Genomic DNA, 13,473 nt, shown 5'->3' on the forward strand with positions numbered 1-13,473 from the left:
AATTACGGCATGGCCCACAGCGGCCGGCCCGCCATGGCCAGCGCAAACAGCCCGGCCACCGCGCCGGCATACAGCGCCGCCCCGGCCCAGGTGAGGCCGGTGGCTTGCTGCGGAGCCCAGCGGCTCAGGGCCCAGCCCAGCAGGGGCAGGGCTTGCAGAGCGTGCATGCCCAGGAAGTGCGCAATGCGCAGGTCGCCGGCGCGGGTGCTCCAGCCCAGGCCGGGCAGGCCGGGGCCGCCATCGGGCGCGCCCACGGTATGCTGCATATTATGAATCATGAAGCCGCCCAGCACGCTGCCCACCAGAAACACCAGCAGCCCCAGGCGCATGCCCCACACGTAGCTGGCCGGCCCGAACGGCTGATAGCGCCAGGCCAGGTACAGGGCCCACACCGTCATCAGCGTATTCACCAGAATGAACACGCCCATCAGCCCGAACAGAATGGCGTTGAGCGCCGAGGCCGTGTTGTAGTGCGAGGTAGTACCCCGCGCCGCCTGCGTGAAAATCACGGCCTGCTCCACCATCATGCTCACGCCCACGCCCCAGCTCAGCAGCTGCACGCTGCGCTGGGCGGCAGCCGGGAGGTCGGCCAGCAGCCAGCCCAGCGTCCAGGCAAAGGCCGCGATGGACAGCGCAAACTTCAGCGGTTTCATCCACACCAGCGCCCCGGTTACGTGGCGCTGGTCGAAGGGCAGCAGCGCCAGGGCCAGCACGGCCAGGGCCACGTTCAGCCAGCCGGTGTAGGAGAGGACGGGGTTCACGCGATGCAGCAGGCGCAGGGCATCGCCCACGGTGCTGGCGGAAGGGGCAACGGCACTGAGCGGCGAAAAATCAGCCGCCGAAAGCAAGGTGGTTTTCATATGGCGTAGCGTAGTAAGCGGGTTGATTTAAACGAGCAGTTATCAGGCATCCCGGGCAGACTCCGGGTACCGGCTGCGCACCCCGAAATACAGCAGCAGCCCCACCGGCCCGAACATGAACGTGAGCAGCAGGCACGGCACCAGCAGCAAGTGCGGCACGCCGCGCCGGTGGGCATCGCGCAGCTCCCAGGCGCCGGTCCACATATCGAAGCAGAGGTAGTGAACCCAGCCGGCCAGCAGCGCCCACCGGTCGCGGAATAGCGCCGCCACGTCATCCAGGGAGCCAAAACCACCCTCGCCGCCGTGCGGCCCCAGGTAGTGCGTGGCAATGAGCACGGCGTAGGTTGCGGCCAGCAGCAAGGGCAGCGCGCCGCTGAGCACCACGGCGCGGGTGCCGCGCCAGCGCGGGGCCAGCACCAGCAAGGCCCAGCCCAGCAGGGCCGCGGGGTTGGCGAGGGAAAACAGGAAATCGGGCGTGAGCATGGGAGCAGGACGAAGAAGTTGGTCAAAGCTAGCGGCCAACCACAGGGGCGCGCCAGCCGTTTCGGGGCGAAGCGGCCAAACAACCGGGCGAAGCAGCGGTTGTGGCCGGGTGAAATTCCCGACCTTTGCCGTTGGTCGGTTTTTGGTTTGCTATGTTCCGGTTGTTGCGTCTTGTGTGGTTGAGTATGGGCCTGCTGCCGGCGGGGGCGTGGGCACAGGGCGTTGGCCCGGCCCGGCCCGATTCGACGGTGCGCCGGCCCAACATCCTGCGCCTGCCGCACAACCGCTTCGTGGTGCAGTACGACTCGCGCTACTCCATCCTCAACCACCACCTCACCACCATCAACGGCCTCAAGCTGGGCATCGAGTTCAAGAGCCGCTTCCGGACCGGGGCGGCCATCTACTTTCTCAGCACCGGCGTGCCCTCCCGCCAGGCCAAACCCGACAACGCCGCCGAAGACGCCGACGCCGAAATCCGTTTCCGTTACCTGGCCGCCTACGCGGGCTACGTGCTGCTCGAAAACCGCCGCTGGGAGCTCAGCGCCAACCTGCAGGCGGGCCTGGGCTCGGCCTACGTGCTCTATGAGGCCGACGACGGCGACCTCGACAAAACCCCGCGCGAGTTTATGGGCATTGTGGAGCCCACGCTGGCCGCTCAGTACCGCGTGTTTCGCTGGGGCGGGGTGGGCACGGGCCTGGGCTGGCGGCAGCCGGTGTTCGTGCCCGTTGCCATTCAGAAAGAACTGAATGGCCCGGTGTTCTACCTGCGCGCCAACCTGTTTCTGGGCGAGCTATTCAAGGTGATGAAGGACAAGGAGCCGCTCTTCACCCAGACCAACATGCGCCCCTAACGCCACAACGCCCAACGACGGGCTGCTTCTACTGAGCAACCGGCCGTTGGGCGTGTGAAGGTTCGGCCCGTGGGGCCGCCCCGGGAATTAGTCAATAAACTTCAGCTGCAGCGCATCGGCCACCTGCTCGGCCGGAATGGCGAAGCCGATGCCCTCGATGCCGCGGCCCACGAGCTTGGCATTCACAATGCCCAGCAGCTGGCCGCCGTGGCTCACCAGCGCCCCGCCGCTGTTGCCGCCGTTGATGCTCACGTCGGTTTGCAGCAGCGTGTGGCCTTCAATCTTGCGCCGGCCGCTGATGATGCCCTTCGTGATGCTCTGCCCCAGCTCCTTATCGGCAGGCGTGCCGATGGCAAACACGTCGGCCCCGATTTCGGCGCTACTCGTGGTGGGCAGTTGGAAGGCGGTGAGGCCGTCGGTGTTGATTTTGATGAGGGCGAGGTCCATCTCGGCGTTCACGCGTACCACGCGGCCTTTGGCTTCTAGGCCGTCGGCCATCAGCACTTTCACATCGGCTTCTTCGCCCACCACGTGGGCATTGGTCACGATGTAGCCATCGTTGGAAATAATGCAGCCGCTGCCGTGACCGTCCGTGGTTTCCACAATGACCACGCTCTTGGCGGCCAGGCTCACGCTGGTAGTAGTTGTGGCCTTGGGCAGCACCGCGCGGTGCACCGCAATGGCGGCGGGCTTGTCGGCTTCGGCCGCAGCAGCGGGGCTGGTGCCGGCGGGTTTGGCCAGCGCGGTGGTCACTTCTTTATTGGAAAGGAAGGCGTAGAGCGAGTTTTCGAAAGCATCTTCGAAGGCTGCGCTGCCGCCTTTCTCAAACTTCACGCTCGAGCCGCCGTCCTTGTGCTCGAAAATGGTCTGGCGGTTCTGGTTCTGCAGCTTCCAGGTCACTTCCACGGCGCAGCGCGTTTCGTAGTGGGCCCGGTATTCGTAGATGTGGGAGGCGTAAATGTCGTACTTCACGTCGCGCATCTCGCCCTGCAGGGTGTAGCGCGAGTTGCTGCCCGTCGAGAATACGCTCTTGCCTTCCGACGAGGGCACGGCGTATCCCAAGTCCTTTAGCAAGGAATTGACGTTGCCTTTCAGGTGGTCGGCGTCCACATCCAGCGTCTTGCCGAAGTAGAGAATATCAGTGTTGTCCTTACCCACGATGAAGTTACCCATCTTGTCGCCGCCCTTCAGGCGCACGTTCACCATGCCGCACTGAATGGTCTGGCTGCTGGCCATGGCCTTGGGCAGGGCCGGCATCACGGGCTTGATTTCGCTCTTCGTGAATTTTTTGCCCGAACCCAGAATCGCATCAACGCAGTAGCCGCCCAGGCCCACAGCCCAGCCGTAAATCAGCGGATTGCTATTGACGTTGCCGTTTTCGTCGGTGCTCACGCCCTTGAAAGTGCCCAGCACCGGCACCCAGTTCAGGTAGGTCAGGCCATTGCTTTTTTCGGGATACAGCACTTCGGAATGGTCCTTGTAGCCGTCGTGCTTGATTTTGATTTCGGCGTTTTTCTTGCGCCGCACCCGCACCTTAAAGTCGTTGCTGCCCGCAATGGGCTTGGTTTTAACTTCCTTGTCGTTGATGTAAACCGTGCTGCCCGCGGGTGCACCCGTCACGCGCACGCTCTGGTAAGGGGTGGCGATGATGGTAGCGCAGCTTTGCAGTAGCATCGCCCCCATGATGCTGCCATTCAAGATGATAGTAGAAGGTTTTTTCATTAAGTACCGGGTAAGCGTGTGGAGAATTAGTTAAAAAGGACCAGAAAATGATTTGTGGAAAGTGCGCATTTGTGCAAATTCGGTCCAATACTACTACTAAAAGATTCCTATTCCTACTTTCACTTGCCGGTGCTGTAAGCGAAGCCCACCGAGAGCGTACCGTTGGCCCGGGCGCGGTTCTGCACCACCACGCTTTCGTAGGAAAACGAGTAGGCCAGGTTCAGCGCCAGGTGCTGGTAGAGCTTGAAGGCCAGCACGGTGGCGCTGTTCATGCGGTAGTCGCCGCCGGGGTTGCGCAGGCTGGGCTGGTAGAAAAATAGCTCCGACGCGCTGACCACGCCCCGGTTCAGGCGCAGCTTGAGGCGGGTGGAGTTGCGTACCACGTGCCGCGAAAAATCGGGCTCGGTGTTGTAATCAGTACGCTCATCCAATAGAAAGGTGCTTAGGGCCAGCTCGTTGTTGAGGGTGTCGGCATACAGCTGGTAGCCCACGCCGCCGCCGGTCACCACCCGCCGGTCGATGGCGCGCAGGTTGCTGGTTTCGAACTCGCCCAGCGCGTAGAATTTCCACCGGCGAATGCGGTAGTCGGGCGTGCTGAGCAGCAGCAGCTCCCGCTCGCGCAGGGCCCCGTCCTGCCGGCCGTAGCTGTAGCTCAGGGCCGCCGGAAACTGCCAGTGCCCCGCCGTGAAGCCGCCCGTGTGGCTGGTGCTGAAATACACCCGCTCCACCGTGCCCGTGGTGTAAATGCCGGTGAGGGCCGCCGTGTAGCGCACCCCGGTGCCGTCCACGTTATAGGTTTCAAACTCGGCCGAGGGCAGCCCGGCCGGCGGCGGCGCAATGCTGCCCGCGCTGTTCACCACCGCCGAATCGGGCACGGCCGTGCCGGTCGAGTCCGGTTCCTGGGCATGGGCCGCCAGGCTGGCCAGTAGCCCCAGCCAACCAATCAGCAATCCGAAAATCTTCCAGATTTTCATTCCGCTATAGCGTGCGCAACGTGGCCGCCCTGTTGAGCTTGCCCGTGGCCGTCATCTGAAATTCGGGCACGTAGGCGAACTGCCGGGGCTGCTCGTAGCGGCCCAGGCGCTCGGCCAGCAGAGCTTTGAGCAGGGTTTCCTGCTCGGCCGATAATGCCGGCCCTTCGATAAAAGCCGTCACGGCCTGGCCCAGCCGCTCATCGGGCTGCCCGGCCACAAAGCAGCGCCGCGACTGCCCGATTTCGGCCAGTGCCACGTCCAGCACTAGCTCCACTTTCTCGGCCGGCACCTTCACGCCGCCGGAGTTTATCACGAAATCGGCCCGGCCCAGCCACTCAAACGTATGGGCGTCGAGCAGCTGCGCCACGTCGTTGGTAACGATGAGCTGGTCGTCGGTTACGTCGCCGCGCAGCGTGAGGCAGCCGCGCTCGTCCTGCCCCGCCGCAATGCCCGGCAGCACCCGGAACGTGGGCGCGGCCTGCGGGCCGTTGAGCCGCCGCAAGGCTACGTGCGAGCAGGTTTCGGTCATGCCATACGTCAGCCACGCCGCCGCTTTCAGCGGCTGCAGTTCCTGCGTCAGCGACGCATCGGCCGGCGCGCCGCCTATCAGAAAGGCCTTCATGTTATCGAGGCGCGCGGCGTGGCCGTCCGCTAACACGGCTTTTAGCTGCAACGGCACGAAGGCCGAAAAGTCAAATTCTGCGTCCGCCGCCACGTAGGCAAACGGGTCGGCGTGCGGCTCCACAATGGTGAGGTGCATATTGCGTTCCAGCCCGCGCACCAGCATCATCATGCCGCCGATATACTCGCAGTTGAGGCACACCAGCGCCCGGTCGCCGGGGCCAAGGTCGAAGAAATCGGCCGTGCGCCGGGCCGATGCTTCCAGTTGCCGCCGGCGCAGCACAATGGGCGAGGGCGGCCCCGTACTGCCCGACGTGGTGAGGGTGAACTCCTGCGTCCCGTTCAGCCACTGCCGGATAAAATCCAACACCTTGGCCTCGTAGCCGTTCACGGGCGCATCAAGCTGGGCGGGGTACTCACGAATGGCGGCGTAGGCGTATTCGCGGCCGTTGAGCAGGAGGGAGGTGGGCAGGGTAGCAGGCATGGCGCGAAAGTACGGCGGCCGGCCGGGTTGCCTTTGCGAGAAAAATTCCGTATTATTACTATACACTATTCCCTCAGCGCCATGCAATCCCACCCGCAATCCGCCGCTGCTGCTGTCGTGGCTCCCGCCGTTGGCAGCCCGCCCACCAAAGTCCGCAGCTTCGAGCTGTCCGAAATCAAGGCCCGCGCCAAAGCCATGAAAAAGGCTCGCAAACAGGAAGACCGGCGGTATTTTTTCAGCTGGTGCGCCTGCCTGCACGCCATCGGGTTCAGCTACTAGCGTTTCCTCTGCTAATTCCTTATAGAAAAGCGCGTCTGCTTTCTGCCGGAAGGTAGAAAACAGACGCGCTTTTTAGCGAAGCTCCGGGGGTGAGCTTACGGGAATTTGGGGAATTTCGAGAAGTCCGGCTGACGCTTTTCCATGTAGGCGTTGCGGCCTTCTTTCGCCTCATCGGAGAGGTAGTACAGCAGCGTAGCATTGCCGGCCAGCTCCTGAATACCAGCCTGTCCGTCCAGCTCCGCGTTGAAGCTCGATTTGAGCATGCGCAGGGCCAGCGGGCTCTTTTGCAGAATTTTGTGGCACCAAGCTACGGTAGTTTCTTCCAGCTTATCGAGCGGCACCACTTTATTCACGAGGCCCATTTCGCGGGCTTCCTGCGCGTCGTACTGGTCGCAGAGGTACCATATTTCGCGGGCTTTTTTCTGGCCCACGATGCGCGCCAGATAAGAGGCGCCAAAGCCGCCGTCGAACGAGCCCACGTTCGGGCCGGTTTGGCCGAAACGGGCGTTTTCGGCCGCCACGGTCAGGTCGCACACCACGTGCAGCACGTGGCCGCCGCCAATGGCCCAGCCGGCCACCATGGCCACCACAGGCTTAGGAATCGAGCGGATGATTTTCTGCAGCTCCAGCACGTTGAGGCGGGGCACGGTGTCCTCGCCCACGTAGCCGCCGTGGCCGCGCACGCTCTGGTCGCCGCCCGAGCAGAAGGCCCGGCCGCCCTCGCCGGTGAGGATGATGACGCCGATGTCGGTGCGGTCCTGGCAGATGCGCATGGCATCAATCATTTCCTGCACCGTGAGCGGCGTGAAGGCGTTGTGCACCTGCGGCCGGTTAATGCTGATTTTGGCGATGCCGCCAAACTGCGAGAAGAGAATTTCTTTGAACTCCTTAATCGGGGTCCAGTTGATGGGTTCGGTCATAGAACGTTGTCATTCTGAGCGCAGCGAAGAATCTTATCACGTCCGCGCCGCTGGGGTTACTAAATCCGACGAAAGCAGCCGTGATAAGATGCTTCCTTCGTCAGCATGACAATTACGAAAAGGCTTGTTTCACCGCACTACGGTATTCCTCGAAAAACGCCGCGTTGGTCTTCGAGTCGGTGAAGACTTCCAGAATGGCCGCGCCGGTTTCGGCTGCAAAGAAAACCGGTAGCGCGGCTTCAAGTTCGGCGAAGGATGAAACCGGGAAGTAGCGCAGGTTAAAATCCTTGGCCGTGTTCTCGGCTGTGAGCAGCTGGCGCGTCTCAAAAAACTCGTCCAGCTCCGGCTGCTGCCGCGGCCCGTCGATGATGCGGAAGATGCCGCCGCCGTGGTTATTGAACAGTACCACCCGCAGGTTGGGCAGCGGGTAATTGTGCCAGAAGGCGTTGCGGTCGTAGAAAAACGCCACATCGCCGGTGAGCAGAACTACCGGCCGCCCAGGTTGCGCCAAAGCCGCGCCTACGGCCGTTGAGTTGCAGCCGTCGATACCGCTGGTGCCGCGGTTGGCGAAGACTTCGATTTGCCGGCCCTGCGGAATGCCGAGGATGTTGGCGTAGCGCACGGCCATGCTGTTGGCGAGGTGCAGGGCCACTTGCTCGGGTAGTGTCGCCAGGGTGTGGCGGAAGGCCGAGAATTCGTTGAATGGCTGCGTGTCGTCAACAAAAAAAAACTTCAGAAACTCAGCAGCTGCAGCGTCAGCTCGTTGCCAGGTTGCATATTCAGTGGAACCAACTGAACCCGAGCCGGAAGCAAGTTGATTATTAGCAAAGAAGGAGGGATTCGAACCTTCGGACCTTTCGCCCTCACTGGTTTTCAAGACCGAAAGCTGCTGAAAGAATACCGCCGGTGCTACCCGCACCACCCGGGTAAGCGAGCGGAAGGTATCGGCCGCTTCGCCAGCCGCTTGCAGGTGCCAGTGTTGAGCCGGGGCCGCGTCACGCAAAAACAGTTTCAGGCTTTTCGAAATCAGCGACTGGCCGAATGTGATAAGCAAATCCGGCTTTAAAGCGGCCTTGTCGTCCTTGCCCAGCCCCGCCAGAAAAATATCCTGCCGCTGCACAGCCGCAACTTCGCCCACGTTGGCAATAATGTCACCCACCACCGCCACCTTCCGGGCTTTCGCAAACTCGTAAAGCGCCGCCAGCAGCCCGGGGTTGTTGGGTTGCTGGCCGGCTACTACCAGCACATGGCCGGCGGCCCGCAACTGCTGGTGCAGCTCCAGAATCTCGGCAGGCGAAAGCGTTGCGTTAGAAGCATATTCATGAACAATCTTCACATCCTTCTCATACCCAATTCCCTCCCCCGCCTTCGGGTAGAACGGCTCCCGCAGCGGCACATTCACCTGCACCGGCCCAGCGGGCGCGGCCTGCGCCAGATTAATGGCCTCGTTCACAATACGCGCCGAATGCCACTTGGCATCAGCGTGTGAGGTATCGACGGGAAACTCAAACTCGCACTTGGCGTGCGCGCCGTACAAATTGCGCTGGCGGATGGTCTGCCCATCCAACTGGTCAATCCATTCGGGCGGACGGTCGGCGGTGAAAATCACCAGCGGAATCTGCTGGAAAAAAGCCTCTGCTACAGCGGGAGCGTAGTTCAACCCGGCCGTGCCGGAGGTGCATACCAGCGCCACCGCCCGCCGTTGTGCCTGCGCAATGCCGAGGCCGATGAAGGCTGCCGCCCGCTCATCGGGCACCACGCGCACATTCAAATCGGGGTGGCGCGCAAACGCCAGCGTGAGCGGCGCCGAGCGCGAGCCCGGCGACAAAACGACATCGGTAATGCCATGACGGGCGCAGATTTCGGCGATGTTATAAACAGCTTGCATCTTTTTTAATGAACAAGGATTATTGAAGTACCGCGCCCACGGTTTGCAATTTCATTTCGGTTTCCTGCCACTCGCGAGCGGGGTCCGAGTCGACGGTGAGGCCGGTGCCGGCGTAGAGAATGGCCTCGGTGGGGCGCAGTTGCAGGCAGCGCAGGTTCACGAAGAGGCGCGCGATGCCGGGCGCGGCCACGTTCACCGGCCCCAGGAAGCCGCTGTAGTAGGCGCGGTCGTAGCCCTCGTGGCGGCGCAGGAAGTCGAGCGCCGCCATTTTGGGCATGCCGCCCACGGCCGAGGTGGGGTGCAGCAAGCGTAGCATATCGGTGCCCAGCGAGGCGGCGTTGGGCACATTCTCCAGGTCCACTTCAAAGTCGGTGCGCAGGTGCAGGAGCTGCCCGGCGGCCACGGTGCGCGGGCCGCTTTCGTGGTACTCGCGCAGGCGCAGCTGCTTGAAGCAGCTCACGATGTAGCGGGCCACCAGCGCCTGCTCCTCAATCTCCTTCTGCCGCCAGATGGCATCCTGCGGGCGCGTATCCGGCAGCAGCGGCTGCGTGCCGGCCAGTGCCATGGTATGAAAGTGGCCGTCGGCCGTAACCTCGGCCAGTACTTCGGGCGAGGCCCCCAGCCAGGTGCCCACGCCCGGCACGCTCACCAGCGAGACAAAGGCACGCGGGTATTTCTCCCTCAACTCCGCAAACGCCGTCAGTGGGTCGAAGCCCGACGGCAGCGGGCGGCGGGCGGCGCGGGAGCTCACCACCTTCACCACTTCCCGGGCCTCGATGGCGGCCACGCCGCGCCGCACTAGGGTCGTGTATTCGGCCTCGGTGGCAGCGGGTGGGGCGGGCTGCGGGCCGTAATGCCAGGCCAGCACGGGCGGTGTGGGCAGGCCCAGCCAGGCGGTGAGACCCGGCACCAGCTCGCGGGCGGCGGGGGCCACGGTCACGGTGTCGGGGTGGGCCAGGTCGTAGCCCACATCGGCAGGCAGGAACAGGGCGGGGTTATGGTCTGAATCGCGGAAGGGAAAAAAGGCGAAGCCGGCCGGTGCTTGGGCATCCAAGGCCGGCGGCAGGCCAGTGTAGGCGGCCTCGAGGGAACGGGCTACCAGCAGGCGCGGGTGCACAGCACCAGGCTCGCGCCACAGCGCCAGCGGGCGGTTGGTACGCAGCGCGCCGGCCACAAGGTGTCGCAGCCGGGCCGGGGCATCTAGCCCCGCTGCTGCCGCCGGCCAGGGCAGGTATCGAAGTTGACCCGCTGGCATTTAAACCGTCTTAGAGCCTGCGGCCGGCAAATCAATTACCGCCATGGTGATGCGGCTGATGCAGACCAGCGCCCCGGTTTCTTCGTGTGAAATGCGGATTTCCCACACTTGCGTGCTCCGGCCGATGTGCACCGGCGTGGCACGGCCCCGCACCCAGCCATCGCGCACGCCTTTGAGGTGGTTGGCGTTGATTTCGAGGCCTACGCAGGCTTGCTTGGTGCGGTCCACGCGCAGGGCGGCGGCAATGCTGCCCAGAGTTTCGGCCAGGGCCACCGAAGCGCCGCCGTGCAGCAGGCCCATGGGCTGGTGGGTGCGGCCATCCACGGGCATCCGGCCTTCGAGGTACTCGTCGGTCACGGCGGTAATTTCCATGCCGAGGGCATCGGCCAGGGTGGGGCGGGAGGCCGTCCAGCTTTTTACTTCTTCCAGATTCATGCAGTAGTGATGAACGGTTAGCGGTTAGCAGTGAATGAGAGGATTTGACTCGAGCGTACTTTTCGTAAATAACTAATCATTCATCGCTAGCCGTTAACCACTAAAAGTCAAACCCCGTACTTTGAGGAATTGTTGACCGATTGTTACGCAAAACTACCGCGAAAGTGAAGCCCCGGACCATCTTCCTTCTGCGCCACGGCCAGACCGATTTCAACGTGCGTGGCATCGTGCAGGGCAGCGGCGTCGATTCGAGCCTGAACGACACCGGCCGCCGCCAGGCGGCGCAGTTTTTCGCGACTTACGGTCACGTGCCCTTCGACAAGGTATATACTTCCACCCTGCGCCGCACCCACGAGTCGGTGCAGCAGTTCCTCGACCTCGGCCTGCCCCACGAAGCCCATCCCGGCCTCAACGAAATCAGCTGGGGTGTGCGCGAGGGCACGCGCATCACCATGGAAGAGGACGCTGAATACCGCCGGGTGCTGGCCGGCTGGGTGGCCGGCGATACCCACGCCAGCCTCACCGGCGGCGAAAGCCCCGAGGAAGTAGCTGCCCGCCAGCGCCCGTTCATCGAGCTGCTGAAGGCGCGGGAGGACGAAGCAATTGTCCTCGTCTGCATGCACGGCCGGGCCATGCGCATTATGCTCTGCCAATTGCTCAACTACCCGCTCAGCTGCATGGAGGGCTTCGAGCACAGCAACTTATGCTTATACAAGCTGGAGTACACCGGCTCGGTGTTCACCATCAAGAATTTTCTGGACGTCTCGCATTTGCAAGCGGCGGGGTGAGTTGAAACGTACATAACTGACCGCCATGCTTCGCTGCGCTCTGCATAACGTTCTTTTTCAACTAGCTGCACATGCCCTCATATTCTCCCCATAATAACATTGCCCCCGCCAACTTTTCGGGCTAATTTTGGCCTTCTCAATCCAAGCGCTACAAATCCGATGGCCGAAATCATAAAAATGCCCAAAATGAGCGACACGATGACTGAAGGCGTCATCGCGGCCTGGCTCAAAAAAGTGGGTGATAAAGTTAAATCCGGGGACATCCTGGCCGAAGTCGAAACCGACAAAGCCACCATGGAGCTGGAGAATTACGAAGACGGCACGCTGCTCTACATTGGGCCGAAAGAGAAAGATTCTGTGCCGGTAGATGGCATTCTCGCCATTGTGGGCAAGGAAGGCGAAGACATTTCGGGTCTGCTGAATGGCCAGAGCGGCGGTGCCGCCCCGGCGGCTGCGCCCGCACCGGCCCCCGCTGCCGAAGCTCCCAAAGCACCAGAAGCTGCACCTGCGCCCGCTCCGGCCCCTGCGCCAGCTGCCGCCGCTCCGGCCGCGCCCGCCAATGGCAAAAAGGCCACCGTGGTGCGCATGCCCAAAATGAGCGACACGATGACCGAAGGCACCATTGCCGCCTGGCTGAAAAACGTAGGCGACAAAGTGAAATCGGGTGACGTGCTGGCCGAAGTCGAAACCGACAAAGCCACCATGGAGCTGGAAAACTACGAAGACGGCACGCTGCTCTACACCGGCCCCAAAGCCGGCGAAGCCGTTGCCGTTGATGGCATCCTGGCCATTATCGGTGAAGAAGGCGCCGACATCCAGGCCCTGCTCGGCGGTGGTTCGGCTCCGGCCGCTGCTCCTGCCGCCGCCCCGGCTGCTCCCGCTGCAGAGGCAGTTCCGGCTGCGGCCGCTGCTGCCCCGGCTCAGCCTGCTGCCGCGCCCGCCAACAACGGCCGCATCCTGGCCTCGCCCTTGGCCAAGAGCATTGCCAAGGAAAAAGGCATCAACCTCTCGCAAGTGGTAGGCAGCGGCGACAACGGCCGCATTGTGCAGCGCGACGTGGAGAACTTCCAGCCCTCCGGTGCTGCTGCCGCGCCCGCACCGCAAGCTGCTCCGGCTGCGGCCCCCGCTGCACCGCAGGCGGCCTCGGCTCCGGCTCCGCAGGCTGCCCCCGCCGCCCCGGCTTCGACCGATACCTACACCGATACGCCCGTGTCGCAGATGCGCAAGGTGATTGCCAAGCGCCTCTCCGAGAGCCTGTTCACTGCTCCGCATTTCTATCTCACGATGGAAATCAACATGGACAAGGCCATGGAGGCTCGCGTGAAGCTCAACGAGCTGTCGCCAGTTAAACTGAGCTTCAACGACCTGGTGCTGAAATCGGCGGCCATTGCGCTGCGCTCGCACCCGGCTGTGAATTCCTCGTGGCTCGGCGACCGCATTCGTCAGAACAAGGTTATCAACATCGGCGTGGCCGTGGCCGTAGACGAAGGGCTGCTGGTGCCCGTGATTCGCAATGCCGACGGCAAAGGCCTCGCCACCATCGCTACAGAGGTGAAAGAGCTGGCTGGCAAAGCCAAATCGAAGAAACTGCAGCCGTCCGAGTGGGAGGGCAGCACTTTCACCATCTCGAACCTGGGCATGTTCGGCATCGACGAGTTCACCGCCATTATCAACCCGCCGGATGCTTGCATCCTGGCCGTGGGCGGCATCAAGCAGACTGCCATTGTGAAAGACGGCGCGCTCGCCATCGGCAACATCATGAAGGTGACGCTGAGCTGCGACCACCGCGTGGTGGACGGCGCCACCGGCGCAGCCTTCCTGCAAACGCTGAAAAGCCTGCTGGAAGACCCCATGCGTTTGATGATTTGATTTTTGGGGTCTTGGGGACTTGGGGACTTGGGGTCATGGTTATT

General features: G+C 62.8%; 13 protein-coding genes. 4 read left to right on the plus strand and 9 right to left on the minus strand.

Annotated features, from left to right (window positions below; all coding sequences use genetic code 11):
- Window positions 1–2 precede the first annotated feature (2 nt).
- Window positions 3–860, minus strand: a complete 858-nt coding sequence (locus tag I7X13_RS00325; protein WP_198073925.1) for a hypothetical protein — start codon at window positions 858–860, stop codon at window positions 3–5.
- 42 nt (window positions 861–902) lie between these two features.
- On the minus strand, window positions 903–1,343 hold the full coding sequence (locus I7X13_RS00330; protein ID WP_198073926.1) for an ABA4-like family protein: 441 nt from the start codon (window positions 1,341–1,343) through the stop codon (window positions 903–905).
- 152 nt (window positions 1,344–1,495) lie between these two features.
- Here I7X13_RS00330 and I7X13_RS00335 point away from each other — a divergent pair, with 152 nt between their 5' ends.
- Complete coding sequence (locus I7X13_RS00335) at window positions 1,496–2,194, plus strand: hypothetical protein (RefSeq protein WP_198073927.1); 699 nt, start codon at window positions 1,496–1,498, stop codon at window positions 2,192–2,194.
- 87 nt (window positions 2,195–2,281) lie between these two features.
- On the opposite strand, the gene I7X13_RS00340 is transcribed toward I7X13_RS00335, so the two are convergent.
- The 3 genes from I7X13_RS00340 to I7X13_RS00350 all read right to left on the minus strand — a co-directional run bounded on the left by I7X13_RS00340 (window position 2,282) and on the right by I7X13_RS00350 (window position 5,995).
- The gene (locus I7X13_RS00340) at window positions 2,282–3,916 is read right to left on the minus strand and encodes a S1C family serine protease (protein ID WP_198073928.1); all 1,635 of its coding nucleotides are present in this window, start codon (window positions 3,914–3,916) and stop codon (window positions 2,282–2,284) included.
- Between the two features lie 119 nt (window positions 3,917–4,035).
- Window positions 4,036–4,890, minus strand: a complete 855-nt coding sequence (locus I7X13_RS00345) for a DUF481 domain-containing protein (RefSeq protein ID WP_198073929.1) — start codon at window positions 4,888–4,890, stop codon at window positions 4,036–4,038.
- A 4-nt stretch (window positions 4,891–4,894) separates the two neighbouring features.
- Window positions 4,895–5,995 carry an AMP-binding protein gene (locus tag I7X13_RS00350; RefSeq protein ID WP_198073930.1) on the minus strand — a complete coding sequence of 367 codons (1,101 nt, stop codon included), beginning with the start codon at window positions 5,993–5,995 and terminating at the stop codon, window positions 4,895–4,897.
- Window positions 5,996–6,076: 81 nt separating this feature from the next.
- Here I7X13_RS00350 and I7X13_RS00355 point away from each other — a divergent pair, with 81 nt between their 5' ends.
- Window positions 6,077–6,274 (plus strand): hypothetical protein, encoded by a 198-nt coding sequence (locus tag I7X13_RS00355; RefSeq protein ID WP_198073931.1) that lies wholly within the window; start codon window positions 6,077–6,079, stop codon window positions 6,272–6,274.
- A gap of 95 nt (window positions 6,275–6,369) precedes the next feature.
- Here the strand turns inward: I7X13_RS00355 and menB are convergent, their stop codons facing one another.
- The 4 genes from menB to I7X13_RS00375 form a co-directional block, all read right to left on the minus strand.
- Window positions 6,370–7,194: a 1,4-dihydroxy-2-naphthoyl-CoA synthase gene (menB, locus tag I7X13_RS00360; RefSeq protein WP_198073932.1), complete on the minus strand. Its 825-nt coding sequence runs from the start codon at window positions 7,192–7,194 to the stop codon at window positions 6,370–6,372.
- 112 nt (window positions 7,195–7,306) lie between these two features.
- Entirely contained in the window at window positions 7,307–9,082 is a 1,776-nt protein-coding gene (gene menD / locus I7X13_RS00365; RefSeq protein WP_198073933.1) for a 2-succinyl-5-enolpyruvyl-6-hydroxy-3-cyclohexene-1-carboxylic-acid synthase, read from the minus strand.
- Window positions 9,083–9,101: 19 nt separating this feature from the next.
- A complete protein-coding gene (locus I7X13_RS00370) occupies window positions 9,102–10,337 on the minus strand; it encodes a chorismate-binding protein (RefSeq protein WP_198073934.1) in 1,236 nt (411 codons plus the stop codon).
- Window positions 10,338–10,772, minus strand: coding sequence for a hotdog fold thioesterase (locus tag I7X13_RS00375; RefSeq protein WP_198073935.1), 435 nt, complete (start codon window positions 10,770–10,772; stop codon window positions 10,338–10,340).
- Between the two features lie 164 nt (window positions 10,773–10,936).
- On the opposite strand from I7X13_RS00375, the gene I7X13_RS00380 reads away from it, so the two are divergent.
- Together I7X13_RS00380 and I7X13_RS00385 are read left to right on the plus strand one after the other, a co-directional pair.
- On the plus strand, window positions 10,937–11,560 hold the full coding sequence (locus I7X13_RS00380) for a histidine phosphatase family protein (RefSeq protein ID WP_198073936.1): 624 nt from the start codon (window positions 10,937–10,939) through the stop codon (window positions 11,558–11,560).
- 159 nt (window positions 11,561–11,719) lie between these two features.
- A complete protein-coding gene (locus I7X13_RS00385; RefSeq protein WP_198073937.1) occupies window positions 11,720–13,429 on the plus strand; it encodes a pyruvate dehydrogenase complex dihydrolipoamide acetyltransferase in 1,710 nt (569 codons plus the stop codon).
- The last annotated feature ends 44 nt before the right edge of the window (window positions 13,430–13,473 follow it).

The organism is Hymenobacter negativus, assembly GCF_016056375.1.
GTDB classification, from domain to species: Bacteria; Bacteroidota; Bacteroidia; order Cytophagales; family Hymenobacteraceae; genus Hymenobacter; species Hymenobacter negativus_A.

What these genes read in the sequence shown, in the direction of transcription:
- I7X13_RS00325 (WP_198073925.1), bottom strand. Translation starts at nt 860, where the DNA reads ATGAAAACCACCTTGCTTTCGGCGGCTGATTTTTCGCCGCTCAGTGCC.
- I7X13_RS00330 (WP_198073926.1), bottom strand. Translation starts at nt 1,343, where the DNA reads ATGCTCACGCCCGATTTCCTGTTTTCCCTCGCCAACCCCGCGGCCCTG.
- I7X13_RS00335 (WP_198073927.1), top strand. Translation starts at nt 1,496, where the DNA reads ATGTTCCGGTTGTTGCGTCTTGTGTGGTTGAGTATGGGCCTGCTGCCG.
- I7X13_RS00340 (WP_198073928.1), bottom strand. Translation starts at nt 3,916, where the DNA reads ATGAAAAAACCTTCTACTATCATCTTGAATGGCAGCATCATGGGGGCG.
- I7X13_RS00345 (WP_198073929.1), bottom strand. Translation starts at nt 4,890, where the DNA reads ATGAAAATCTGGAAGATTTTCGGATTGCTGATTGGTTGGCTGGGGCTA.
- I7X13_RS00350 (WP_198073930.1), bottom strand. Translation starts at nt 5,995, where the DNA reads ATGCCTGCTACCCTGCCCACCTCCCTCCTGCTCAACGGCCGCGAATAC.
- I7X13_RS00355 (WP_198073931.1), top strand. Translation starts at nt 6,077, where the DNA reads ATGCAATCCCACCCGCAATCCGCCGCTGCTGCTGTCGTGGCTCCCGCC.
- menB (WP_198073932.1), bottom strand. Translation starts at nt 7,194, where the DNA reads ATGACCGAACCCATCAACTGGACCCCGATTAAGGAGTTCAAAGAAATT.
- menD (WP_198073933.1), bottom strand. Translation starts at nt 9,082, where the DNA reads ATGCAAGCTGTTTATAACATCGCCGAAATCTGCGCCCGTCATGGCATT.
- I7X13_RS00370 (WP_198073934.1), bottom strand. Translation starts at nt 10,337, where the DNA reads ATGCCAGCGGGTCAACTTCGATACCTGCCCTGGCCGGCGGCAGCAGCG.
- I7X13_RS00375 (WP_198073935.1), bottom strand. Translation starts at nt 10,772, where the DNA reads ATGAATCTGGAAGAAGTAAAAAGCTGGACGGCCTCCCGCCCCACCCTG.
- I7X13_RS00385 (WP_198073937.1), top strand. Translation starts at nt 11,720, where the DNA reads ATGGCCGAAATCATAAAAATGCCCAAAATGAGCGACACGATGACTGAA.